The organism is Streptomyces sp. NBC_00210, assembly GCF_045160975.1.
Classification (GTDB): domain Bacteria; phylum Actinomycetota; class Actinomycetes; order Streptomycetales; family Streptomycetaceae; genus Streptomyces.
This window is the reverse complement of the sequence record NZ_CP108120.1, coordinates 6,172,981-6,198,344: the sequence shown is the minus strand read 5'-3', so window position 1 is coordinate 6,198,344 and position 25,364 is coordinate 6,172,981. Positions and strand designations below refer to the sequence as shown.

Here is a 25,364-nt window from a genome sequence, read left to right as displayed (position 1 = left end):
GATTCCGGGCCGGAGGCTCACGTCGGGTGGTGGGGGTTCGAGGCATCGAGCCAGTCCCGCACGGCGCGGGCGGTGTGCTCGGCGCTCTGCTCGATCATGGTGAAGTGGTCCGCCGGCACCTCGACGGCGTCATGCGTCCGTTCCCAGACGGCCCGCCAGGCCTCGCCGCCGGGCTGGCCGGGCACCGGGACACCGGCCCTGACCAGCAGGGTGGGTGCCTCGACCGGGACGTACCGCCACTCCTCGAGGAGACCGAGGTAGCTGCCCATCGCGGTCAGGCGCGCGTCGTCGAGTGGGGTGAGTTCGCTCGCCCGCGCCGCCATCCCCGCGAGCACCACGGGCGCGACCTGGACCGGCTCGCCGGGCAGCGGCGCGGAGGTGTCCAGGAGCACCACGGCGGAAACCTTCGCCTCGTCGCTCTCCAGGCGGCGCGCCACGAGGTGCGCGAGCAGTCCGCCGGAGGAGTAGCCGACCAGGCCGTACGCTTCCTCGCCCGCCCGGCGCCGCACGGCCTCGGCCAAGGCGTCCACCAGGGCGTCCAGCGAAGCCGGCAGTCGCTCATCGGCCGTGAACCCGGGCAACGGCACGGCGTGGACGCTCCGTTCTCCGCGGAAGGGTGCGGCGAACCGGGCGTACTGGTGAGCGCCCATGGTGGCCATCACCGTGGGCAGGCAGAACAGCACGGGGCGCCCGCTGCCGCCCGACGCGAGCGGAACGGGTTCGGGGATGTCGCCGGGCCCTGGCGTGGTGAAGGAGGGACGGCTTCGGCCCAGTTCGACGAGCCGCCGGGTGAACTCACCGGTGACGCCTCGCTGTACGGCGTCGAGGAGCTGGTCCCGCAAGGAGGACGCCGACGAGAGCGCGGGCGACGGGTGGGAGGGGGGTGGGGTGTCGCGGGTGGCCCGGGCGCCGGACGTCGCCGAGGTGCCGGAAGCCTCCGGGTTCTCGGGTTCGCTGCCCGCGAATTGCTCGTACAGATGGCCCGCCAGGGCCTCCGGGGTGCGGTGGTCGAGAATCGCGCGGGCCTTCAGTGGCAGTCCCGTCGCGGCGGCGAGACGGTTGCGGAGTTCGACCGTGGTGAGGGAGTCCAGGCCGAGTTCCAGGAAACCTCGGTGCGGTTCGACCGCCGCGGCGTCGGCGTGGCCGAGCACCACGGCGACCTCGGAACGGACGAGGTCGCGCAGGGCGGGGAGACGCTCGCTGTGCTCCAGCGCCGCCAGCCGTTCCGGGGACACCGCCGCGGCCGTCGTACCCGTCGCGGCCGCCGCCCTGAGGCGTACGACGTCGGGGACCGAGCCGATCAGGGGGTCGGGACGGGTCGCGTCGAAGGCGCGCAGATAGCGCTCCCAGTCCAGGGCCGCGACGACCGCCGTCGGCTCGTCCCGGCCCAGGACGTCGAGCAGAGCGTCCGCCGCCGACCGCGGATCCATCGGAGGGATGCCACGCCCGGTCAGCCGCTCCCGCCGCACGGGCTCGGCGTCCGGCTCCTCCCAGGGGCCCCAGGCCACGGACGTGGCCGGCAGCCCCGCGCCGCGCCGGTGTGCGGCGAGCGCGTCGAGGTAGGCGCTCGCGGCCGCGTGGCCGCCCAGACCGGCCCCGGTGCCGAGCGTGGCCGCGAGGGAGGAGAACAGCACAAAGGCCGCGGGCCGGTGCTCCAGGGTGAGCCGGTGCAGGTTCCACGCGGCCCGGGCCTTGCGGTCGAGCAGGAGCTCCAACTGCCCCGGCTCCAGCCGGTCGAGCGGGATCTCGGCGCGGATCTCCGCGGTGTGCACGACGGCGCTCAGCTTCCGCCCCTCGGGGACGGTCCGCAGCAGCGCGGCCACCGCATCCGCGTCACCCGGGTCGCAGTCGGCCACGGTCACCAGCGCTCCGAGCTCCCCCAACTCCCGCTTCAGTGCGTCGAGTTGTGCATGCGGCGGAGCCGCGGCCTGGGTGAGCAGCAGATGGCCCGCGCCGAGAGCGGCAAGCCGCCGGGCCACCTCGGCCCCGGGGCCCGACGTGCCGTCCGTGACGAGTACGGTCCCCTCCGGCGGCGACCACGCGGGCTCCTGGCCCGGCGCGCCCGCAGCCAGGGGGACGAGCCTGGGAACGTAGACCCCGGAGGCACGGACGGCGAACCGGTCCTCCGGGCCCGCCCCGGCAAGCAGCCGGACGAGCCGCGAGGCGGTCCGTTCGTCGATCACGGCCGGCAGGTCGACGAGGCCGCCCCAGATCTTGGGGCTCTCCAGCGCAGCCGCCCGGCCCAGGCCCCACACCGGGGCCTGCTGCGGGCGGGTCAGCGGATCGGAGTCCGCCACGGAGACGGCCCCGCTGGTCACCGACCACAGCGGCGCCTGCACACCGACGTCGGCCAGTGCCTGGAGCAGGGCCAGCGTGGCGGCGGTGCCCGGGTGGCCGAAAGCGTCGTCGGCGTCGGCCGCCCTCTCCTCGAGCGGCAGCAGCGACAGCACTCCCGTCGCGGCGGCCTCCGCCCGCTGTGCCGCCTGCCGCAGCAGGGCTGCCAGCCGCTCCCGCCGGGTGCCCGGCCCGGACGACACGTCCACCGCGATCCGTACAACGCGCGCGCCCCGGGCCTCCAGCGCCCGGACGAGCACGGCGGCCGTACCGTCCGCGCCGCCGTCCCGGCCGTCGCGCACGCCCTCGTTGCCCTCCTGGGCCGCAACGACCAGCAGCCACACCCCCGACAGGGCGCCCGCCGCGAGCTCCCCCACCGGCTGCCAGCGCACCCGGTGGTGCCAGGAGCCGGCCTCGGAGCGCGCGGCCCGGCGACGCCTCCAGGTGGCCAGCGCCGAGCGCAACCCGTCGAGCGCACCGCCGGGTTCGATCCCCGTGAGCCGGGCGAGGTCCGCACCGTCCGCGCTCTGCACGGCAGCCCAGAACTCGGCGTCGGCCGCGTCGCCGGACACCGGCGCCTCGTGCTGGGCCGGGTCCGCCCAGTAGCGACGACGCTGGAAGGCGTACGTCGGAAGCTCCACCGCCGGTCCGGCCGCACCGCGCAGGAGCGGGGTCCAGTCCACCGGCAGGCCGCGTGCGTACGCGCTCCCCAGCGCGGTGCAGAAGCGTTCGAGGCCGCCCTCCCCGCGGCGCAGCGTCCCAAGGACCAGCGCCGAGCTGTCGCCCTCCAGGGTCTCGGCCACGGCAAAGGTCAGTACCGGGTGCGGGCTGATCTCGCAGAAGGCCCGGTGCCCGTCGTCGGCGAGGGCGCGGGCGGCCCGGTCGAAGCGCACGGTGTGCCGCAGATTGCGGTACCAGTAGCCGGCGTCGAGGCCCGCGGTGTCCACGGCGCCGCCCTCGACCGACGAATAGAACGGGATCGTCGAGGGCTTCGGCCCGAGATCGCGCAGCGCATCGGTCAACGTGGCGCGGACCGCCTCCACATGAGCCGAGTGGCCGGCCTGAGCCGCAGGCAGCCGCCGGGCGCGGACCCCCTCGCTCTCGCACTCGGCGAGCAGTTCGTCGCAGGCGTCCGCGGCGCCGGAGACCACCACGGACGAGGGGGCGTTGACCACGGCGATGTCCAGGCGCCCGTTCCAGCGTTCAAGGCGCGCGGCCGTCCGCTCGGCGGACTGGGCGACGGACACCATCCCGCCGGAGGGCAGCGACGCCAGCGCGCGGCTGCGGGCGGCCACCACCCGCGCCCCTTCCTCCAGGGTCAGCGCGCCGACGACGCACGCCGCCGCGACCTCGCCCTGGCTGTGTCCGACCACGGCGGCCGGCTCCACTCCGTGCGCGCGCCAGAGCGCGGCCAGGGACACCATGACGGCCCACAGCACGGGCTGGACGACCTCGACCCGTTCCAGGAGCGCGGCGTCCGTGAGGGCCTCTCGGGGCGAGAAGTCCACGAAGGGGGCGAGGGCCGTAGCGCACTCCTCGAAGGCGGCGCGGAAGACCGGGGAGGAAGCGAGGAGCGACTCGGCCATGCCCACCCACTGCGACCCGTGCCCGGGAAAGACGAACACCGCGCCGTCCCGGTGCTGCGCCGCTCCTTGGACCACCTGGGCGGAGGGTTCGCCGGCGGCGAGTGCTTCGAGGCCCGCGGCCAGTTCGTCCCGGTCCTTGCCGAGCACAACCGCGCGGTGCTCGAGCGCCGACCGACTCATCGCCAGCGCATACGCCACCTCCGCCGGCGTCTGCTCAGGATGCGCCGCCAGATGCGCCAGCAACCGCCCGGCCTGCCCCCGCAACCCCGCCTCACCGGCCGCCGACACCAACAACGGCACCACCGCCGGCGCACCCGACTCCCCCTGCTGCAAAGCCTCTTCAGCAGGCGCCTGCTCCAAAATCACATGCGCGTTCGTGCCGCTCATGCCGAAGGCGGACACCGCAGCCCGCCGCACCCGCCCACTCTGCGGCCACTCCCGCTGCTCGGTCAGCAGTGCGACACTGCCCGCCTCCCAGTCCACGAACGACGACGGCGCGTCGACATGCAACGTCCGCGGCAAAACCCCCTCCCGCAGCGCCATCACCATCTTGATCACACCGGCCATCCCGGCGGCGGCGAGCGTGTGGCCCACGTTGGACTTCACCGAGCCCAGCCACAACGGCTCGCCCGCGGGCCGCTCCTGTCCGTACGTCGCCAGCAGCGCCTGTGCCTCGATCGGATCACCCAGCCGCGTCCCCGTCCCGTGCGCCTCCACCGCATCCACGTCCGCCGCGCCGAGCCGGGCATCCCCGAGTGCCGCGCGGACGACCCGGCGCTGGGCCGAACCGCTGGGCGCGGTCAGCCCGTTGCTGGCGCCGTCCTGGTTGAGGGCGCTGCCCCGCACCACCGCCAGCACCCGGTGCCCGTTGCGCCGCGCGTCGCTGAGGCGCTCGACGACCAGCACCCCGACGCCCTCAGCGAAGCTCGTGCCGTCGGCTGCCTGGGCGAAGGCCTTGACCCGGGCATCGGGCGCGAAGCCGCGCTGCCTGCTGAAGTCGACGAACGACGACGGGGTGCTCATGACCGACACCCCGCCGACGAGTGCGAGCGAGCACTCGTCACCGCGCAGGGCGCGCACGGCCAGGTGCAGGGCGCTCAGCGAGGACGAGCAGGCGGTGTCGACGGTGACGGCGGGCCCTTCCAGACCGAAGGTGTACGCCACCCGGCCCGAGAGCACACTGCCCGAGACGCCGGTGAGCCGATAAGGCTCGATCTCCGCGGGGACCGTGTGCAGCAGGGCCTGGTAGTCGGTGGCGGCGCAGCCCGCGTAGACGCCGGTGCGGCTGCCGCGCAGCTCCGCTGGATCGATACCGGCCCGCTCCAGCGCCTCCCACGACGTCTCCAGGAACAGCCGCTGCTGCGGATCCATGGCCAACGCCTCCCGCGGACTGACCCGGAAGAACTCGGCGTCGAACTCCCCCGCGTCGTAAAGGAATCCGCCCTCCCGCACATACGACGTTCCCGCCCTGTCCGGGTCGGGGTCGAAGAGGCCTTCCAGATCCCAGCCGCGGTCCTCCGGAAACCCGGACACCGCGTCCCCGCCCGACACCACCAGCTCCCACAGGTCCTCCGGCGAGCGCACCCCGCCCGGGAACCGGCAGCTCATCCCGACGATCGCCACCGGCTCACCGGTGCGCTCCTCGGCTTCGCGCAGTCGGCGACGCGCGTCGTGCAGTTCGACCGTGGCGCGCTTGAGGTAGTCACGGAGCTTGTGTTCGTCAGACATTGCGGTCCTTGTCGGTCTGGGTGCCGAGTGCGTTGTCTATGAGGGCGAAGAAGTCGTCGTCCGACGCGGTCTCCAGGCGCTCGGCGAGGTCGTCGGCCTCCGGGGCCTCGGCCGGAGCGGGCGCGCTCTCCTCCTGCTCGTCGCCATCGGTCGTGAGGAGGGTGCGCAGATGGTCGGCGAGGGCGGCCGGAGTCGGATGATCGAAGATCACCGTGGCCGGCAGGTCGAGCCCGGTGGCGCGGCCGAGCCGGTTGCGCAGCTTGACCGTGGCGAGCGAATCGAAGCCCAGGTCCTTCAGCGCCCGCTTGGCCTGGACGGACTCCGTCGTGGGGTGGGCGAGGACGGCCGCGATCTCGGTGCGGACGAGGTCCAGGATGCGGCGGCCGCGGTCGGGCTCGGGCAGGTCCGCGAGCCGCGGCTGCTCGGGGGCGGTTTCGTCCGCTTCCGGTGCGGCGGTGGTCTGCGGGCCCGCGGCCGCGTCCGGGCGGTGCAGCCAGTAGCGACGCCGCTGGAAGGCGTACGTGGGCAGTTCCACCGGCCGACCGCCGGGGCCGCCGAGCAGCCGGGCCCAGTCGAGCGGCGCCCCGTGCGCGGCGGCCTCGGTGAGCGCCCGGAGCAGCGAGGAGTCCTCCGGGTGACCGCGGCGCAGCAGCGGGGCGAGCACCGGTTCGGCGTCCCGCGTGCCCGGCGCCGTCAGGCAGTCCTGCCCCATGGCCGCGAGCACGGCGTCGGGCCCGAGCTCCAGGTGGACGGTGACGCCTTCGGACTCCAGGAACCGCATGCCGTCGAGGAAGCGGACGGTCTGCCTGACCTGCCGCGCCCAGTAGTCGGGGGAAGCGATCTCCTCGGCCGTGAGCAGACGTCCGGTGACGTTGGAGACCACGGGGATGTGCGGTGCGCCGAAGTCGAGCTTGCCGACGACGCGGCGGAACTCGGCGAGCATGGGCTCCATGAGGGGGGAGTGGAAGGCATGGCTGACCGCAAGCCGGCGCGTCTTGTGTCCTCGCCCGGCGAGCACGTCCGCGGCCCGGGTCACCACCTCCTCGTCGCCGGACAGCACCACGGAGGCGGGTCCGTTGACCGCGGCGACCGAGGCCCGGTCCTCGTGTCCGGCCAGTACGCCGACGACCTCGTCCGCGCCGGCGCGCACCGACACCATGGCGCCGCCCGGCGGCAGCGCCTGCATGAGCCTGCCGCGCGCGGCGACCAGGGTGCAGGCGTCCCGCAGGGACAGGGCACCGGAGACATGGGCCGCCACGATCTCCCCGACGGAGTGGCCGAGCAGGAAGTCGGGGCGTACTCCCCAGGAGGAGATCAGCCGGAAGAGCGCGACCTCCAGGGCGAACAGCGCCGCCTGGGTGTACGCGGTGGCGTCGAGCGCCTCGGCCGCCTCGGTGCCGGGCCGGGCGAACAGCACGTCGAGCAGGGGCCGCTCCAACTCCGGGTCCAGGGCCGCGCACACCTCGTCGAGCGCCGCGGCGAAGGCCGGGAATGCCTCGTACAACTCCCGTCCCATGCCTGGCCGTTGGCTGCCCTGGCCGGTGAACAGGAGGGCGAGTCTGCCGTCGGGGTCGGCATCGCCGCGCAGCACGCCCGGGGAGGGTTCGCCGGCGGTGAGTGCTTCGAGGCCCGCGGCCAGTTCGTCCCGGTCCTTGCCGAGCACGACCGCGCGGTGCTCGAGCGCCGACCGACTGATCGCCAGTGCGTACGCCACCTCCGCCGGCGTCTGCTCAGGACGCGCCGCCAGATGCGCCAGCAACCGCCCGGCCTGCCCCCGCAACCCCGCCTCACCGGCCGCCGACACCAACAACGGCACCACGGCCGCACCTGACTCCCGCTGCTGCAAAGCCTCTTCAGCAGGCGCCTGCTCCAAAATCACATGCGCGTTCGTGCCGCTGATCCCGAAGGCGGACACCGCAGCCCGCCGCACCCGCCCACTCTGCGGCCACTCCCGCTGCTCGGTCAGCAGCGCGACACTGCCCGCCTCCCAGTCCACGAACGACGACGGCGCGTCGACATGCAACGTCCGCGGCAAAACCCCCTCCCGCAGCGCCATCACCATCTTGATCACACCGGCGACGCCCGCCGCGGCCTGGGTGTGGCCGAGGTTGGACTTCACCGAGCCGAGCCACAGCGGCTCGCCCGCGGGCCGCTCCTGTCCGTACGTCGCGAGCAGCGCCTGTGCCTCGATCGGATCACCCAGCCGCGTCCCCGTCCCGTGCGCCTCCACCGCATCCACGTCCGCCGCGCCGAGGCGCGCGCCTGCGAGGGCCTGCCGGATCAGGCGCTGTTGGGCGGGGCCGTTGGGGGCGGTCAGCCCGTTGCTGGCGCCGTCCTGGTTGAGGGCGCTGCCCCGCACCACCGCCAGCACCCGGTGCCCGTTGCGCCGCGCGTCGCTGAGGCGCTCGACGACCAGCACCCCGACGCCCTCCGACCAGCCGGTGCCGTCGGCGGCCTGGGCGAAGGACTTGCAGCGGCCGTCGCCGGCGAGGCCCTGCTGGCGGCTGAACTCGACGAAGGTGCCGGGCATGGCCATCACCGTGACACCGCCGGCCAGGGCGAGCGTGCAGTCGCCCTGACGCAGTGCCTGCACGGCGAGATGCAGGGTGACGAGCGAGGACGAGCAGGCGGTGTCGACGGTGACGGCGGGCCCTTCCAGACCGAAGCTGTACGCCACCCGGCCCGAGAGCACACTGGACTGGCTGCCGGTGAGACGGTAGCCCTCCACGCCTTGGGTGGCGGCGTGCAGCGGCGGGCCGTAGTCGTGGTAGAAGGACGCGGCGTAGACGCCGGTGCGGCTGCCGCGCAACTCCGCTGGATCGATGCCGGCCCGCTCCAGCGCCTCCCACGACGTCTCCAGGAACAGCCGCTGCTGCGGATCCATGGCCAACGCCTCCCGCGGACTGACCCGGAAGAACTCGGCATCGAACTCCCCCGCGTCGTAAAGGAATCCACCGCTTCGCGTATAGGAGGTCCCGGGTCGTTCCGGGTCGGGGTCGAAGAGGCCTTCCAGATCCCAGCCGCGGTCCTCCGGAAACCCGGACACCGCGTCCCCGCCCGACACCACCAGCTCCCACAGGTCCTCCGGCGAGCGCACCCCGCCCGGGAACCGGCAGCTCATCCCGACGATGGCCACCGGCTCCTCGGCGGACGCGCGCAACTCCTGGTTCTCCTGCCGCAGCCTGGCGGTCTCCTTGAGCGCTTCTCGCAGCGCCTGGACCACTGCTTCCGGGGACGTGCCCGTCATGCTCTTCCCTTCCTGTGCGTTCACCGAACTCACCGTCCGTGCCGCGCCGTCGGCCGCCGTCACGTCCCCAGTCCCTCGCGGGCCAGGCGGATCAGGTCATCGACGTCGAGGCCGTCGATGAGGTCCGCCGTCGGTCCGGCGGTCTCCCCGTCCGGCTGCCGGGTCTCCTGCGCCGGTCCGTGCCCGCCGCTGTCAGCGGACGGGTCCTGTGCGTGCCGCGTCGCCGCTTCCTCCTGCTCCTGCTCCTGCTGCGCCGGCAACTCGGCGCCGATCCGGTGCGCGAGTGTCTGCGGCGTCGGGTGGTCGAACACCAGCGTCGCGGGCAGGCGCAGGCCGGTCGCGCGGGCGAGCCGGTTGCGCAGCTCGACCGCGGTCAGCGAATCGAAGCCGAGTTCCTTGAACTCCCGCCTGCTGCCGATGTCCTGGGGGCTGTCGTGGTCCAGAACGGCCGCGGCCTCGGCGCGGACGAGGTCGACGAGCGCCTTCTCCCGCTCGGCCGCGGTCAGTCCGGCCAGGCGCCGGGCCAGCGGGTTTCCCTCGTCGGCCGCGGTGGCCACGGCGGCGGTCCGCCGGGGTTTCGGCCGTACGAGTGCGCGCAGCGGGGCGGGCAGCTCCGCGGCCGCGCGGCTGCGCAGCGAAGCGAGGTTCAGCCGGGCCGGTACGGCGCCGGACCGTCCGGTGGACAGAGCGGCGTCGAGGAGCTCCATGCCCTCCTCGCCGGTCAGGGCCGTCATGCCCGAGGTGCGGGCGAGCCTGGCGCGGTCGGCCTCGCTGAGGGCGGCTTCCATTCCTCCCTGCGCCCACAGGCCCCATGCCAGCGAGGTGGCGGCCAGGCCGCCTGCCCGGCGGTGCTGGGCGAGGGCGTCGAGGTAGGCGCTGGCCGCCGCGTAGTTGGCCTGGCCGGGGCCGCCGAGCAGGCCCTGGACAGAGGAGAACGACACGAAGGCCGTGAGCCCCAGGTCCCGGGTGAGTTCGTGCAGCCACCAGGCGGCCTCGGCCTTGGGGCGCAGCACGGCCGCGATCTGCTCGGGGGTCTGCGCGGCGAGCACCCCGTCGTCGAGCACGCCGGCGGTGTGCACCACGGCCGTCAGGGGCTGGGACGCCGGAATGTCCGCGAGCAGCCGGCGCAGTGCCTGGGGGTCCGCGACGTCGCAGGCCACGATCTCCGCGTCGGCGCCCAGCGCGGCGAGTTCCCCCTTGAGGTCGGCGGCGCCCTCGGCGGCCGGTCCCGAGCGGCTGGTCAGCAGCAGCCGCCGTACGCCGTGTTCGGCGGCCAGGTGCCGGGCCGTGAGCCTGCCGAGGGCGCCGGTGCCACCGGTGATCAGCACGGTGCCGTCCGGGTTCCAGGGCGCGGCGTCCGCGCCGGGCGACGCCCGGACGAGCCGGGGCACGGCAGCCCTGCCCTCACGCAACGCGATCTGGGGTTCTTCGCCGCCTGCCGCCGCCGACAGCGCGGCCCACGACGCGGCCGTGCCGTCCACGTCGAGGAGCGTGAAGCGGTCCGGGTGCTCGGACTGCGCCGACCGCAACAGGCCCCATACGGCGGCGCGCGGCAGGTCGGTCACGTCCTCGTGGTCGGCCGTGGCGACCGCTCCACGGGTGACGACGACCAGGCGTGCCGAGGCGCGGCGTTCGTCGGCGAGCCAGGACTGGAGCAGGGCGAGGGTGGAGGTGACCGCCCTCCGCAGGGCCTCGGCCTCGTCGTGCCCTCCAGCGGCGGCGTCGCCGCCGCACACCGCGAAGGCGAGCTCCGTGTCGGCAGGCAGCTCGTCGAGCCCGGCGTGCCCGGCCACGTGCGCACCGGTCGCCGCAACGGCCTCGGCGAGGCCCAGGCCGTCCGGTCCGACGACCGCCCAGCGCCCGCCGTCCGTGGCCGGCGGCACGGACAGGGGCACCCAGTCCAGCCGGAACAGGGCGTCGCTCACCGTGGAACGGCTCAGCTGCTCCGCCGAAACGGGCCGCCGCGCCATCGACGCGACCCGCGCGAGCGGGTTGCCCGCAGCGTCCGCGAGGTGCAGCGAGACGCTGGACGGCCCTGCCGCGGCCAACCGCAGGCGGGCCCGGGTCCCGCCGGTGGCGTACAGCCGCACCCCGCTCCAGGCGAACGGCAGTTGGGTGTCCCCGGTGCTGGGCAGCGCACCGAGCTCGATGGCGTGCAGGGCGGAGTCGAGCAGCGCGGGGTGCAGCCCGAACCGGGCCGCCCGCTCGGTCTCCCCGTCGGGCAGCGCGAGTTCCGCGAAGACCTCGCCGCCGCGCCGCCACACGGAGCGCAGCCCCTGGAAAGCGGGGCCGTACTCGTATCCGCCGGCGGCGAGCGCCTCGTACCAGCCGTCGAGCGGGACCGGCTCGGCACCGCGCGGTGGCCACTGACGCAGCTCGGCGATCCCTTCGGCGTCCGCCTCGTCCGGGCCGCCGGGCGCGAGGACTCCGGTCGCGTGCCGGGTCCAGGGCAGCTCCGGTGCGTCCGCGTCGGGGCGGGTGTGCACGCTCAGCGGGCGGCACCCGGACCCGTCGGCGGCGCCCACCGTGATCTGCAGGTGGAGGGCGCCGTCGGCCGGGAGCACCACGGGCGTCTCCAGGGTGAGTTCGTCGAGCAGGGCGCACTCCGCCCGGTCGCCGGCCTGCAGGGCCAGTTCCACGAGTGCCGCGCCCGGCAGCAGAACCGTGCCGAGCGCCGCGTGGTCGGCCAGCCAGGGGTGGTCGTCCAGGGACAGCCGCCCGGTCAGCACCATGCCCTCGGCCTCGGCGAGCGGGACGACCGCACTCAGCATCGGGTGGTCGGCCGCCGCGAGCCCGAGCCCGGCCGCCGACGCCGGGGCGGCGGACTCCTGGGCCCAGAAGCGCTTGCGCTGAAAGGCATAGGTCGGCAGCGCAACCCGGCCGGCCTGCGCGCCGGGGAACGCCGGGCCCCAGTCGACGTCCACGCCGTGGGCCCATGCCTCACCGAGCGAGGTGAGTAGCCGGCTCTTCCCGCCCTCGTCGCGACGCAGGGTGCCGACCACCGCCACGCTCACGCCCTCGGCGTCCGCCGTTTCCTCGGCGCTCATGGTCAGCACGGGGTGCGCACTGGTCTCGACGAACACCCGGAACCCGTCGGTGAGCAGGGTGCGCACGGCCGACAGGAAGCCGACGGGACGGCGGCAGTTCTCGTACCAGTACTCGGCCGTCAGCTCGGGTCCCTTGACCACGTCGCCGGTGACCGTGGAGTAGAGCGGGACGGTGCCGAGCCGGGGGCGCACGAAGGAGAGCAGGTCCAGGATCCGCTCCCGCAGCGGTTCCACCTGGGGACTGTGCGAGGCCACCGTGGCGGGCACCACCCGGGCGCGCTCGCCCTGTTCCCGGAGCGCGGCGACCAGTTCTTCGAGCGCCTCGGTGTCGCCCGCGACGGTGACCGTCCCCGGGCTGTTCTCGCCCGCGACAGACAGCCGTGCGCCGTACGGAGCCAGCCAGGGCTCGGCCGCCGCGCGGGGCAGCGCCACGGAGGCCACCGCGCCGCGGCCGGTGAGCTCGTCCGCGAAGAGCTGCGAGCGCAGGACGACGATGCGTGCGGCGTCCGCCACGCTCAGCGCGCCCGAGACGCAGGCGGCGGCGATCTCGCCCTGCGAGTGGCCCACGACGGCGTCCGGGGTCACCCCGTGCGCCTGCCACAGTCCGGCCAGCGCGACGTGCACGGCGAACAGGACCGGCTGGACGACCTCGATCCGCTCCAGCGACGGGGCGCCCTCCTCCTCCCTCAGCACGGCGGCCACGGACCACGGCACATGGGCCTCGACGGCGGCCGCGGACCGGGCGAGCTGCCGGGCGAACTCCGGTGATTCGTCGAGGAGCCGGGCGGCCATCCCGGCCCACTGCGAGCCCTGTCCGGGGAAGACGAAGACGGTCCGGCCGGCGGCGTCGGCGGTGGCCTGCACGACCGAGGCGGCGGACTGCTCCTGCGCCAGCGCGTCCAGGCCCGCGAGGAACCCTTCCCGGTCCTCGGCGACCACGACCGCCCGGTGCCGGAAGGCGGACCGCGTGGTCGCGAGGGCCGTGGCGGTGTCCGCGAGCGGCAGGTCGGCGTCGGCCAGCCGGGTGCGCAGCCTGCGGGCCTGCTCCCGGAGCGCCGCGGGGTGCTGCGCGGAGAGCACCCACGGCTGGGGGCCGTCGGGCACGGCCGCCCGAGGACCGGGATCGTCCGCCGGGGCCTGCTCCAGAATCACGTGCGCATTGGTGCCGCTGATGCCGAACGAGGAGACGCCCGCCCGGCGCGGCCGCCCGAGGTCCGGCCACGGCATCCGCCGGGTCAGCAGCGAGACGGCGCCGGAGGCCCAGTCGATGTGCGGCGACGGCTCGTCGGCGTGCAGGGTCTGCGGCAGTTCGCCGTGGCGCATCGCCTCCACCATCTTGATCACCCCGGCCACGCCCGCCGCCGCCTGGGTGTGGCCGAAGTTGGACTTCACGGAGCCCAGCCACAGCGGCTCGCCCGCGGGCCGCTCCTGTCCGTACGTCGCCAGGAGCGCATGGGCCTCGATGGGGTCGCCGAGCCGGGTGCCGGTGCCGTGCGCCTCGGCCGCGTCGACGTCCGAGGCGGAGATTCCCGCGTTGGCCAGGGCCCGCCGGATGACCCGCTGCTGGGCGGGTCCGCTCGGCGCGGTCAGGCCGTTGCTCGCTCCGTCCTGGTTGGTGGCCGAGCCCTTGACGACGGCGAGGACCGGGTGGCCGTTGCGCCGGGCGTCGGAGAGCCGCTCCAGCAGGAGCATGCCCGCGCCCTCCGCCCAGCCGGTGCCGTCGGCCGCCGCGGAGAACGCCTTGCAGCGACCGTCGGGCGACAGGGCGCGCTGCCGGGTGAGCTCGACGAAGATGCCCTGCGTGGACATCACCGTCACCCCGCCGGCGAGCGCCAGCGTGGACTCGCCCTGGCGCAGCGACTGGCAGGCCAGGTGCAGGGCCACCAGGGAGGCGGAGCAGGCGGTGTCCACGGTGACGGCGGGCCCTTCGAATCCGAAGGTGTAGGCCACACGCCCGGAGACGACGCTGGGGGTGCTGCCGGTCATGAGGTAGCCCTCAGTGGCCGGTGTCCCTTCGTCGAGGCGCGGCCCGTAGTCCTGGAAGGTGGTGCCGACGAACACTCCGGTCGGCGTGCCGGCCAGGTTCTGTGGGGTGAGGCCGCCGCGCTCCAAGGCCTCCCAGGCGATCTCCAGGACGAGTCGCTGCTGCGGGTCCATCGCGGCGGCCTCGCGGGGCGATATCCCGAAGAAGGCCTCGTCGAACTCCGTGGCCCCGTGCAGGAATCCGCCTTCGCGCACATAGTGCTTGCCCGGTTCGTTGCCCTCGGGGTCGTAGCTGCCCTTGAGGTCCCAGCCGCGGTCCGCGGGGAAGGGCCCCACGACGTCGCGTCCCTCGGCGACGACCTGCCACAGGTCCTCGGGCGAGGCGATGCCACCGGGGTACCGGCAGCTCATCGCGATGATGGCTATGGGGTCGTCCGATGCGGCGGCCGCCGGCAGGGGACGTGCCGCCTCGGCCGTCGCGTCGGCGGACCCGAGGAGTTCGCCGCGCAGGCGGCCGACCACCGACTCGCCCGTCGGGTGGTCGAAGACGAGCGTGGACGGCAGCTTCAGACCGGTGGCCGCGGCGAGCCGGTCGCGGAACTCCACTCCCATCAGCGAGTCGAATCCGAGGTCCTTGAAGCTCTGGGCGAGGTCGAGGGTGTCCGGGGTGGCGTGCTCCAGGACGGTCGCGGCGTGTGCGCGCACCACCTGCGCGAGCAGTCCGTCGCGTTCGCCCTCGGGCAGGCCGAGCAGCTGCGCCGCGAACCCGGTGGCGGCGGGCTCCTCGGCCGCGCCGGGCGCGGCGGCCCGCCGGGGCAGCCTGCGCACCAGCCCGCTCAGCAGCGCCGGCGGCTCCTCGCGCACCGGGGTCCGGTCGATGTGGGTGAGCAGCAGCGCCGGCGCCTCGGCGGCCCGTGCCGCGTCGAGCCATGCCGGTACGGCGTACGGCAGTCGCGCCGGGGCGTCGTGGCCCGCGCCGGCCTCGGCGAAGGCCGGGGCCGGTACGGCCAGGGTGAGTGCGGGCAGCCCCTCGGCGCGCCGCCGCTGGGACAGCGCGGCGAGGAACGCGCCGAGCACCGCACGGTCCGCGGGTCCGTCCAGGATTCCGGCGTGCGAGGACAGCAGCACGAAGTCCGACAGGTGGCTGTCCCGGGTGAGTTCGTGCAGGTGCAGCGCCGCGTCCATGACCTGCTCGGCCGATGTGTCCGGCGGTTCCCACGCGTGGACGACACCGGTGAGCGGGTATTCGGCGGGCACCGCCGCCAGCAGCCGCTCCACCTGTTCGCGTACGGCGGGGTCGCAGTCCGCGACCACCGCCTGCACGCCGAGCCCCGACAGTTCGTCCACGAGCGCCCGCGCCGCCTCGTCATCCTCGGCGCCGGGACCGGCGAGCAGCAGCCGGCGCACGGTGCGCGTGCCGGCCAGGTGGCGGGCGACGGCCGCGCCGAGGCCCCGGGTGCCACCGGTGATCAGCATGCTTCCGCCGGACTCCCAGGGCGCTGTGCGCAGGGCGGCCCGGTCCACGGCGGTGAGCCGGGGCACGCTCACCCGGCCGCCCCGCAGGGCGAGCTCGGGCTCGTCGTACGACGCGACCGTGGCCAGCATCCGCAGCGAGCCGCGCCCGGCGCCGAGGTCGAGCAGGGTCAGCCGGCCCGAGTGCGCGGCCTGGTGGGCGCGGGCGGCTCCCCAGACCGCGGCCTGCGCCGGGTCGGCCGGGTTGTCCGCGGGGTCCACGGCCACGGCGCCCCGGGTGACGAGCACGAGGCGGGAGCGGGCCGAGGCCTCGGCGGCGAACCAGGCGTCGAGCACTTCCGTCGCCTCTCGGACGGCGGCGGAGGCGGGGTGGTGTTCGTCCCCTGGGGGAAGAGGGACGAACACCAGACCGGGGGCGGGCCGTTCGGGCGCCGCGGCGAGGAGGGAGGCCAGGTCGGTGTGGTGCTGCACGCCCCGGGTGCCGGAGGTGAGTGCCCCGGCCAGCCCCCAGGGATCGGTTCCGACAACGGCCCAGCGTTCCCCGGGCCCGGCGGGCGCCGGCTCGCCGTCGGCCGGGGCGAGTTCCTGCCACTGCACCTGGTACAGGTCGCCGTCCTGTACGGCGGCCGTGGCCAACTCCTGGGCGGAGTAGTTGCCGTGGGCCAGCGACTCGGCGGTCAGCACCGCCCGGCCCGCGGCGTCAAAGGCCGCGAGGGCGAACCCGTCGCCGTCGCCCCGCGGTGTCAGTCGTACCCGCAGCTGTTCGGCTCCGAAAGCGAGGAGCCGGACACCGCCCCAGACCATGGGCATCGTGGGTTGGTCGGGGGCGGTGCCGGACACTGTGGGGCGGCGGGCCGCAACGGCGGGGCGCAGCGCCGCGTCGAGCAGCGCGGGGTGCAGGGCGAACCGGCCCGCCTGCGTGCGCGGTTCGCCGTCGAGCGCGACCTCGGCGAAGAGTTCGCCGTCGCGCTGCCAGGCGGTGGTCGGTCCCTGGAAGGCAGAGCCGTGGTCGAGACCGCGCCGGGCGTTTTCCTCCGCCGCCGCGGTGAGGTCGAGGGCCTGCGCGTTCCGCGGTGGCCAGGGGCCGAGTTCGGGCTCGGCCGCGTCCTGCGCCGGGGCGAGCACACCGATGGCGTGCCGGGTCCACGGCGCCCCGGCGGGAGCACGGTCCGCGGCCTCGGGACGGGAGTGCACCGTCAGCCGGCGGTGCCCCGAACCGTCCGGGGCGCCCACGGCGACCTGGAGCTGGACCGCTCCGTCCGCCGGCAGGGCGAGCGGTGCCTCCAGGCGCAGCTCCGCCACGCGCTCGGCGCCGCTCTCCGCGCCCGCCCGCAGGGCGAGCTCGAGGTGTGTGGTCGGCGGTGCGACCACCGTGCCGTGCAGCCGCTGGTCGGCGAGCCACGGCTGGGTGAGCGCGGACAGCCTGCCGGTGAGCAGCAGTTCGCCCGCGTCGGCCCGGGCGACGACGGCGCCGAGCAGCGGGTGGTCGACGGGGCCCAGGCCCGCGGCGCCCAGGTCCCTGGAACCGGTGGGCGCGGTGAGCCAGTACCGCTCGCGCCGGAAGGCGTACGGGGGCAGCGGCACCCGGCGTCCGCCCGGGTCGGCGCAGACGCGTCGCCAGTCCACGGGGACACCGCGCACATGCAGTTCACCGAGGGCGGAGGTCAGGGTGCGCGGCTCCGCCTTGCCGGCGCGGGCGGCCGGTACGAACAGGCTGCCGTCCGTCGTCACACTGTCCCGGCCCATGGTGGACAGCACCCCGTCGGGGCCGATTTCGAGGTACACGCGTACGCCGTGCTCCTCCAGGGCCCGCATGCCGTCGAGGAAGCGGACCTCGCGCCGGGCGTGGCGGACCCAGTAGTCGGGCCCGGCCATCTCGTCGCCCGTCGCGATCCGGCCCAGCACGTTGGAGACCAGGGGGATGCGGGGGGTCAGGTAGGTGAGTCCGGCGGCCACGGCACGGAACTCGTCGAGCATCGGTTCCATGTGCGGCGAATGGAAGGCGTGGCTCACCCGGAGCCGTTTCGTCTTGCGGCCGTGTTCCCGCCACCGCTCGGCGAGGCCGACGACCGCGTCCTCGTCGCCCGCGACGACGACGGAGGCGGGCCCGTTGACGGCGGCGATCTCGACGCGTCCGGCGAGCGCTGCGAGGTCGGCGCGAAGCTCGTCCTCGGTGGCCTGCACCGACACCATGGCGCCGCCCGCGGGCAGTTGCTGCATCAGCCGGCCGCGGGCGGCGACCAGCGCCGCGCCGTCGGCGAGCGACAGGATGCCGGCCGCGTGGGCCGCGGCGAGTTCGCCGACCGAGTGCCCGAGGAGCACGGCGGGGGTGACGCCCCAGGCTTCGAGAAGGCGGAACAGGGCTGTCTCGTAGGCGAACAGGGAGGTCTGCGTGTAGACCGTCCGGTCGAGTACGCCGTCGTCCGCGCCGTCCGCCGCGCTGTCCGGGTCGAGCACCAGAGCACGTACGGACCGCTCGAGGTGCTTGTCGAGTTCCACGCAGGCCGCGTCGAAGGCGTCGGCGAAGACGGGGAAGTGCCGGTGGAGTGCCCGGCCCATGCCGGGGTGCTGGCTGCCCTGGCCGGTGAAGAGGAAGGCGAGTTGACCGCCCCGCCCGGTTTCCGCGCCCCGCCCGGCGCCAGGCGCGGCACGTTCGGCGAGCGCCGCCAGCAGCCCGGCGCGATCCCTGGCGGGCAGGGCGGCGCGGTGCGCGAAGTGGGTGCGCCCGGTGGCGAGGGTGTGCGCGGTGTCCGCGAGGGTGGTGCCGGGGTGGTCGGCGAGATGGCGGCGGAGCCTCTCCGCCTGCGCGCGCAGCACGGTCTCGTCCCGTCCGGAGAGCAGCACGGGGAGGGACACGGCGTCCGTGTCCTCGACGCTGACGGCGGTGGGACCCTCGGTGAGCACCACATGGCAGTTGGTGCCGCCCATCCCGAAGGAGCTCACCCCAGCGGTCAGCGCGCGGCCGGCGTCCGCGGCGAGCGGTCGCAGGGTGTCGTTGACCCGGAGCCGCAGGGCGTCCAGGGGGATGTCCGGGTGCGGTGTCGCGTAGTTGAGGCTGGGCGCGAGGCTGCGTTCGCGCAGGCACAGGATCGCCTTGAGCAGGCCGGCGATGCCCGCCGCGCCCTCCAGGTGCCCGATGTTGGTCTTGACCGAACCGACCAGCAGGGGCGAGTCCGCGTCCCGGTCACGACCGAGCACCGCGCCGAGCGCCGCGGCCTCGACGGGGTCGCCGACCGGGGTTCCGGTGCCGTGCAGCTCCACGAAGTCGACCGTGGCGGGGTCCACCCGGGCCTGCTCGTAGGCCCTGCGCAGGACGTCTTGCTGGGCCTCGCCGCGGGGCGAGGTGAGGTTCTCTCCCCCGCCGTCGTTGTTGACGGCGCTGCCGCGGATGACGGCGTGGACGGTGTCCCCGTCGGCGAGGGCCCGGGACAGCGGCTTGAGCACGACGAATCCGCCGCCTTCTCCGCGTACGTAGCCGTTGGCGCGCGCGTCGAAGGTGCGGGCGCGGCCGTCCGGCGAGAGTGCGCCGAAGCGTTCGGCGACGGTGAAGCCCTCGGGCGCGATGTTGAGGCTCACTCCGCCCGCCAGGGCCAGCGTGGATTCGCCGCTGCGCAGGCTCTCGCAGGCGAGGTGGACGGCGACCAGGGAGGACGACTGGGCCGAGTCGACGACCAGGCTGGGGCCGCGCAGTCCCAGGAAGTAGGAGAGCCGGTTGGCGATGATGCCGCGACTGAGACCGGTGATGGAGGTGTGGGTGACGGCCTGGTCGCCGTTCTGGTGGGCGATCTTGGCGTAGTCGTCCCAGATGGCTCCGACGAAGACGCCGCTGTCGGACTCCCGCAGGTCGGCGGGGACGATGCCGGCGTACTCGAGGGCCTCCCAGGCGAGTTCCAGCGCGAGCCGCTGCTGCGGGTCGATGCCCGCCGCCTCGCGCGGCGAGATCCCGAAGAACGCTGGGTCGAACTCGTCTATCCGGTCCAGGAATCCGGCACGCCGACGGTGTCCGTCGGCCGTGAGTCCGGGACGCCCGGCCGGCACCTCCGTGACGGCGTCCGTGCCGTTGGTCAGCAACCGCAGAAAGGCGTCCGGATCCGGTGCTCCCGGCAGGCGGCATGCGAGGCCGACAACGGCGATTGACTGATCGGACACCGCCCGTGCGGCCGCACCGGACCCGGCTTCGATGTTCATGTTTTCCTCTCGGTCTGTCTGGGGGATCTCGGTCTTTCCGGGTGAGGGAGCACGCGCAGGCGGCCTGCCCCCCGCGGGCGTCAGGTCACGTGTGCACGTGGAAGCGGCGGCCGGTCGTGCGGCCCAGGTCGCCTCGGTCGAGCGAGTCGGCGATGCGCTTGCGGCCCGTCACCGGCGAGGCGGGGCGGGGCGGGAGACGACGACGCGTACGTCCAGTCCCGCCTTGGCGCGGACCTCGGCGATGCCCGAGGCCATGAGGCCACTGCCGACGACGCCGACCCGGGTGATCGCCGCGGTCATGCCGTCACCGCCCGGCGCGGCAGTCCGGCGCCGAAGGCCATGCGCCGCCGAATCCGGCGAGCAGGACGAGATCAGGGTGCGATGTGGCCGCCGCGGTGCGCGTCGTCGATCGTGAGCGCGACGGAGGCGCTGCCGACATTGTGAGGACGGCGGTGCGGCGGCGTCTGAAGGTCCGGCCGGTTCGAATGCCGAAGGATTTACTGGCCTTCGATGACACAGGTCGGCCTTTCCCAGGAGGGTTGCGCGGAATGGAGTCACGCGGACTTTCGCCATGGCATCGGCGCTGTCAGACGACCGAGGCCACCATGCGTGCCTTTTCACCTACCGGTCGCAGGGGGTTGAGGCGTTGTTCGCCGATATGTTCACGGAGTTCCTGATCCGTGACACCGAGGCCTTCTTTGGGTGCCATGCAGAGAACGCCCACCTTTCCGGTGTGCTGATTCAGCTGCACGAGCCGTGCCGCCTCACCGACTTCGGCCAGCGGATACACCGAGGAAAGCACCGGCACCAGCTTGCCGAGTTCAAAGAGCCGATTGCACTCGGCCTTCTCCTGGAGGTTCGCCACGTGGCTGCCGATGATGCGTTTCAGGTTCATCCACAAATAGCGGTTGTCGAACTGGTGCTGATACCCCGTGCTCGACCCGCAGGTCACCACCACACCACCACGCCGGACCACGAACACCGACATCCCGAACGTGGCCTGCCCGATGTAGTCGAACGCCACGTGCGGATCCTCACCGACCTCACGCCGGATGGCCCGGCCGAGCCGCTTGCCCATCTCGATCGTCTGATCCGGGCTCGCCACGCCCCCGCCCAGACCGATCTCCGACCGGTCGATCACCACATCACAGCCCAGCTCCCGCACCAGCTGCGCCTTCTCCGGTGAACTCACCACCCCCACCGAGATACCACCGGCATTCCGCACCAACTGCACCGCGAAAGCACCAAGACCACCCGCCGCGCCCCAGATCAGCACCACATCACCCTGCTTGATCCGCGCCCCGTTCGCGCCCACCAGCATCCGGTACGACGTACCGGCACACAGAGTGATGGAGGCGGCCTCCTCCCAGGTGAGGTGAGCGGGCTTGGTGAGCAGCTGACTGGCCCGCACCACCGCGTAGTGGGCCAGGCCGCCGAAGTTCGTCTCGAACCCCCAGGCCAGTTGACTGGAGCTCAGCATGCTGTCGGAGTGGGTGGCGGGATCCTCGGAGTCCACATAGGCGCCGCTCATGACGACGTGGTCGCCGGCCTTCCAGCGCCGTACGCCGGCACCTGCCCGCACCACCACACCCGCACCGTCGGAACCCACCACGTGATACGGCCGGTCATGCCGCGCCGCAAAACCACCCTGCTTGCCCATCCGCGCCAGAAAATTGAACGTCGGCAGCGGCTCGAACATCGCCGACCACACCGTGTTGTAATTGATCGAACTCGCCATCACCGCGACCAGAACCTCATCCGGCGCCAGCTCCGGCATCTCCACCGGCCCCACCCGTAAAGAACTCCGCACATCCTTGTCCGAAGCCCCCCCGAACATACCGACGTCCTCCACCCGCAAATGCGCGGCAAGATACTCGGACGGCACCTCCGTGCGCATCAGCTCATCCGCTGGAGCGCCAGCCAGAACGGCATCGGACAACGAATCCACGATGAGCCTCCATTGCAGAGTGAGGACATGAAGTCGGCGACAGCCTAGGAAGGGATTACCCCTAGTCCCAACCCCAGGAATGGGTCACGGCACCCCTAACCTCGATTTTTCATGACGGCTCGTCAGCTCGGCGGCCACGTTCAGGGAGCTCAAGGAGGTGGGCAGTATTCCAAGCCGACCGCGAGCCGATCGGCACCAGCACGGTGGTGCGCCGGAAGTCGCGGTCTGCGACGCCCCGGGCCGAAGTGCGTGGCGATCGGCGGCACACGGCAGACGGCAGACGAGTCGGGCTGTACGCCGGGTTCTGTCGCCCGGTCGCCTCGCGGCGGCCGGGGAGACGGCCATCCATCTAGGACCGGCGTTGCCGCCGGCCTCGTGCGGTCTACCCGCGGACTCGGGCGGGCAGCCCTCGAACGTCCGCGCAGGGCCGCGTTTTACCGCGACCCCTCTTGACCTTGCTCCAGGTGGGGTTTACCTAGCCGCCTGGGTCACCCCAGGCGCTGGTGGTCTCTTACACCACCGTTTCACCCTTACCGAGGACCGAGGTCCCCGGCGGTCTGTTTTCTGTGGCACTGTCCCGCGGGTCACCCCGGGTGGGCGTTACCCACCACCTTGCCCTGTGGAGCCCGGACGTTCCTCGAGGAGATCCAGAAGATCTCCACGCGGCCGTCCGCCCGGCTCGTCTGCCGTGGTGACCATGCTACCTGGCAGGCCTGGGGTCGAGGCTCACGGTGCCGGTCGACCAGACTCCGCGCCCGGGCGAACCCGTCCCGGCCCGGCCGACTCACGCGGGCGCGAACAGCACCTTCGCCGAACCCGGGTCCGCCTGGGTGAGCCTGACCCGCAGCCGCTCCCCCAGCGGCAGTTCCGCCCCGCCGCCCTCGATCCGTGCCACCACCGCCGGATCCTCCAGGTGCACGGTGCCGACCGCCGGTTCGTTCTCCTTCACATCCACCACGAACCCTTCGAAGACATCGCCGACCCGCTCCCTCAGCAGCGCCGCCTCGACGATGTCGATGCACTCCCGCTCCACCGTGTTGGCGCGCTGCGAGCCCGCCGCCATCTCCTTCGGCAGCACCTCCAGCGCGGCCAGGGCCCACTGTGGCGGCTCCTGGCCCGCCACCGCCGCCACGCACAGTTCGCCCGCGTACCGGTCGACGAGCCGCCGCAGCGGCGCGGTGCAGTGTGTGTACTCGTGGGCCACCGCCGCATGGACCGCGGGTGAGGGCAGCTCGCCGCCCGTGAAGGCGCTGTAGCCCGCGCTGCGCAGCAGGGTGGTGCAGTCCTGCAGGAAGGCGGCATGGCGGGGGTTGTCCGGGTCCAGGGAGCGGACCAGCTGGGAGTACGAGACATGGTGCGGCCAGTCGATCCGCAGGGCCTCGGCCGAACGGCGCAGCCGCGCCACGGCGCCGCCCGGGGCGGTGGGCAGCGTACGCAGGATGCCGGTCCCGGCCGCGATCATGAGGTCGGCCGCGGCCATGCCTGTGAGCAGCGAGATCTGGGCGTTCCAGCCGTCGGCGGGGAGCGGGGCGCGGTATTCGAGGCAGTACACGCCGTCCCGCTCGACGATCTCCTGCTCGGGGACGTTGAGCGAGATCCCGCCGCGCTCGATCTCCAACTGCTCCCGCAGCAGCCCGATGTCCTTGAGCAGCGCCGGCGACTCCTCGGCGGTGCCCGCGTCGATCTGCCGCTGCACCCCCGCGTAGTCGAGCTTGGCCCGGCTGCGTACCAGCGCCCGCCGCACCTCGGTCGCGACCGTGCGGCCTTCGGCGTCGAGGTCGAACTGCCAGAGCAGCGCGGGTGCGGTCCGGTCGGGCAGCAGGCTGGCCGCGGCCTCGCAGAGCACGGCCGGATGGAGCGGGACCTTCTCGTCCGGGAAGTACAGCGTCTGTACGCGGCGGTGTGCCTCGGCGTCGAGCGCGCCGCCGGGTGCGACGAAGGCGGCGACGTCGGCGATCGCGTAGTGCACCCGGTAGCCCCGGCCGCGGCGGGCGAGGTGCATCGCCTGGTCGAGGTCGACGGAGCCCGGCGGGTCGATGGTGAAGAACGGGATGTCGGTGGCGTCGGCCTCGGGCAGGCGCGGGGCCCTGGCGGCGGCTTCCGCCTCGGCGAGGACCTCGGGCGGGAAGTCCTCCGGCACGTCGAGCGTCGTACGCAGCTCCCGGAGGGCGGCCCGCAGTGGAGCCTCGGCTGCGCCGGTCATGTGCACATGGCGGCGGGGCATGGACCGAGCGTATGGCGGGGTGGGGACCTTGGCACCCCGTACGCTGGCGCGGGGGCCGCACCCCCTGCCCCCGTACGTACGAAGGAGACTTGCCGTGCTCGTGCTGTTGCCGCCGTCGGAGGGTAAGGCCGCTTCCGGGCGCGGCGCTCCGCTGAAGCCGGAGTCCCTGTCGCTGCCGGGTCTTGCCGGAGCGCGCGCCGCGGTGCTGGACGAACTGGTCGAGCTGTGTGCCGCCGACGAGGACAAGGCGCGCGAGGTCCTCGGGCTGAGCGATGGGCTGCGCGGCGAGATCGCGAAGAACGTGGAGCTGCGGACCGCGGGAACCCGGCCTGCCGGGGAGATCTACACGGGTGTGCTGTACGACGCGCTCGGCCTGGCCACCCTGGAGCCGGACGCGCGCCGCCGGGCCCGGCAGTGGCTGCTGGTCTTCTCGGGGCTCTGGGGCGCGGTGCGGATCGGCGACCGGATTCCCTCCTACCGCTGCTCGATGGGGGTGAAGCTGCCCGGTCTGGGCGCGCTGGGTGCGTACTGGCGTGAGCCGATGGCGGCCGTCCTGCCCCAGGCGGCCGGTGACGGTCTCGTACTCGATCTGCGTTCCTCCGCGTACGCGGCGGCGTGGAAGCCGAAGGGGGACGTGGCGGGGCGTACGGCGACGGTCCGGGTGCTGCACTCGCAGCTGGTCGACGGGGTCGAGAAGCGGTCGGTGGTCAGCCACTTCAACAAGGCGACAAAGGGCCGGATCGTACGGAGCCTGCTGGAGGCGGGGGCCGCGCCGAAGTCGCCGGAGGCGCTGGTGGAGGCGCTGCGGGAACTGGGCTATGTCGTCGAGGCGCAGGCACCCGTGAAGGCCGGGAAGGCATGGGCGCTCGACGTCGTCGTCTCGGAGATTCACTAACGCGTTGCAGGGAGTGCAACGCTCGTTGCGTGATGCGCAGAGGGACCGGCAGGATGGGGGCATGACCTCCGTGCCCTCTGTCCTGGACCTTGCGCCCGTCGTTCCGGTCGTCGTCATCGAGGACGCCGCCGATGCCGTACCGCTCGCGCGGGCCCTGGTCGCGGGCGGTCTGCCCGCGATCGAGGTGACGCTGCGGACGCCGGCCGCGCTGGATGCGATCCGCGCGATCGCGGCGGACGTGCCGGACGCTGTCATCGGCGCGGGCACGGTCATCTCCGCCGAGGGCGTCGACGCGGCGGTGGCGGCAGGGGCGCGGTTCCTGGTGAGCCCCGGGTGGACGGAGCGGCTGCTGGACGCGATGACGGCGTCGGGCGTGCCGTTTCTGCCCGGGATCTCGACGAGCTCGGAGGTCGTGGCGCTGCTGGAGCGCGGGGTGGGCGAAATGAAGTTCTTCCCGGCCGAGGCGGCGGGCGGCACGGCATATCTCAAGTCCCTGGCGGGACCGCTGCCTCAGGCCCGCTTCTGCCCGACGGGCGGGATCTCGCTCGCCTCCGCGCCCGCGTATCTGGCGCTGCGGAACGTGGGCTGCGTGGGCGGTACGTGGATGCTGCCGGCGGACGCGATAGCGGCCGGGGACTGGGCGCGGGTCGAGACGCTGGCGGCGGAAGCGGCCGCGCTCAGGTGACGTCCGGGTCCCCGTGGTCCGTGAGC

8 protein-coding genes and 1 other RNA gene are annotated in these 25,364 nt (G+C 73.9%); 2 read left to right on the top strand and 7 right to left on the bottom strand.

From position 1 onward, the window contains the following. Window positions 1-17: 17 nt before the first annotated feature. From OG729_RS27990 to OG729_RS27960, 7 genes are all read right to left on the bottom strand, one after another. Entirely contained in the window at window positions 18-5,648 is a 5,631-nt protein-coding gene (locus OG729_RS27990; RefSeq protein ID WP_405808597.1) for a type I polyketide synthase, read from the bottom strand. Further along, on the bottom strand, window positions 5,641-8,871 hold the full coding sequence (locus tag OG729_RS27985) for a type I polyketide synthase (protein ID WP_405811322.1): 3,231 nt from the start codon (window positions 8,869-8,871) through the stop codon (window positions 5,641-5,643). Before OG729_RS27985 ends, OG729_RS27990 begins: the two co-directional genes overlap by 8 nt. Window positions 8,872-8,954: 83 nt before the next feature. Then, window positions 8,955-19,586, bottom strand: coding sequence for a type I polyketide synthase (locus OG729_RS27980; RefSeq protein ID WP_405808596.1), 10,632 nt, complete (start codon window positions 19,584-19,586; stop codon window positions 8,955-8,957). Window positions 19,587-19,754: 168 nt separating this feature from the next. Continuing rightward, entirely contained in the window at window positions 19,755-19,886 is a 132-nt protein-coding gene (locus OG729_RS27975) for a 3-hydroxyacyl-CoA dehydrogenase NAD-binding domain-containing protein (protein WP_405808594.1), read from the bottom strand. Window positions 19,887-20,172: 286 nt separating this feature from the next. Further along, a complete protein-coding gene (gene ccrA / locus OG729_RS27970; RefSeq protein WP_405808592.1) occupies window positions 20,173-21,534 on the bottom strand; it encodes a crotonyl-CoA carboxylase/reductase in 1,362 nt (453 codons plus the stop codon). 277 nt (window positions 21,535-21,811) lie between these two features. Next, window positions 21,812-22,216: RNase P RNA component class A (rnpB, locus tag OG729_RS27965), an RNA gene on the bottom strand. Window positions 22,217-22,318: 102 nt separating this feature from the next. Continuing rightward, window positions 22,319-23,758, bottom strand: coding sequence for an RNB domain-containing ribonuclease (locus OG729_RS27960; RefSeq protein ID WP_405808591.1), 1,440 nt, complete (start codon window positions 23,756-23,758; stop codon window positions 22,319-22,321). A 94-nt stretch (window positions 23,759-23,852) separates the two neighbouring features. Between OG729_RS27960 and yaaA the strand changes: the two genes are divergently transcribed. Together yaaA and eda are read left to right on the top strand one after the other, a co-directional pair. Beyond that, window positions 23,853-24,653 carry a peroxide stress protein YaaA gene (gene yaaA / locus OG729_RS27955; protein ID WP_405808589.1) on the top strand — a complete coding sequence of 267 codons (801 nt, stop codon included), beginning with the start codon at window positions 23,853-23,855 and terminating at the stop codon, window positions 24,651-24,653. A 61-nt stretch (window positions 24,654-24,714) separates the two neighbouring features. Next, window positions 24,715-25,338: a bifunctional 4-hydroxy-2-oxoglutarate aldolase/2-dehydro-3-deoxy-phosphogluconate aldolase gene (gene eda / locus OG729_RS27950; RefSeq protein ID WP_405808588.1), complete on the top strand. Its 624-nt coding sequence runs from the start codon at window positions 24,715-24,717 to the stop codon at window positions 25,336-25,338. The last annotated feature ends 26 nt before the right edge of the window (window positions 25,339-25,364 follow it).

Excerpts from the sequence above, each read along its gene's own strand:
- eda (WP_405808588.1), top strand. The coding sequence starts at position 24,715 with ATGACCTCCGTGCCCTCTGTCCTGGACCTTGCGCCCGTCGTTCCGGTC.
- OG729_RS27960 (WP_405808591.1), bottom strand. The coding sequence starts at position 23,758 with ATGCCCCGCCGCCATGTGCACATGACCGGCGCAGCCGAGGCTCCACTG.
- OG729_RS27980 (WP_405808596.1), bottom strand. The coding sequence starts at position 19,586 with ATGAACATCGAAGCCGGGTCCGGTGCGGCCGCACGGGCGGTGTCCGAT.
- OG729_RS27975 (WP_405808594.1), bottom strand. The coding sequence starts at position 19,886 with ATGACCGCGGCGATCACCCGGGTCGGCGTCGTCGGCAGTGGCCTCATG.
- OG729_RS27990 (WP_405808597.1), bottom strand. The coding sequence starts at position 5,648 with ATGTCTGACGAACACAAGCTCCGTGACTACCTCAAGCGCGCCACGGTC.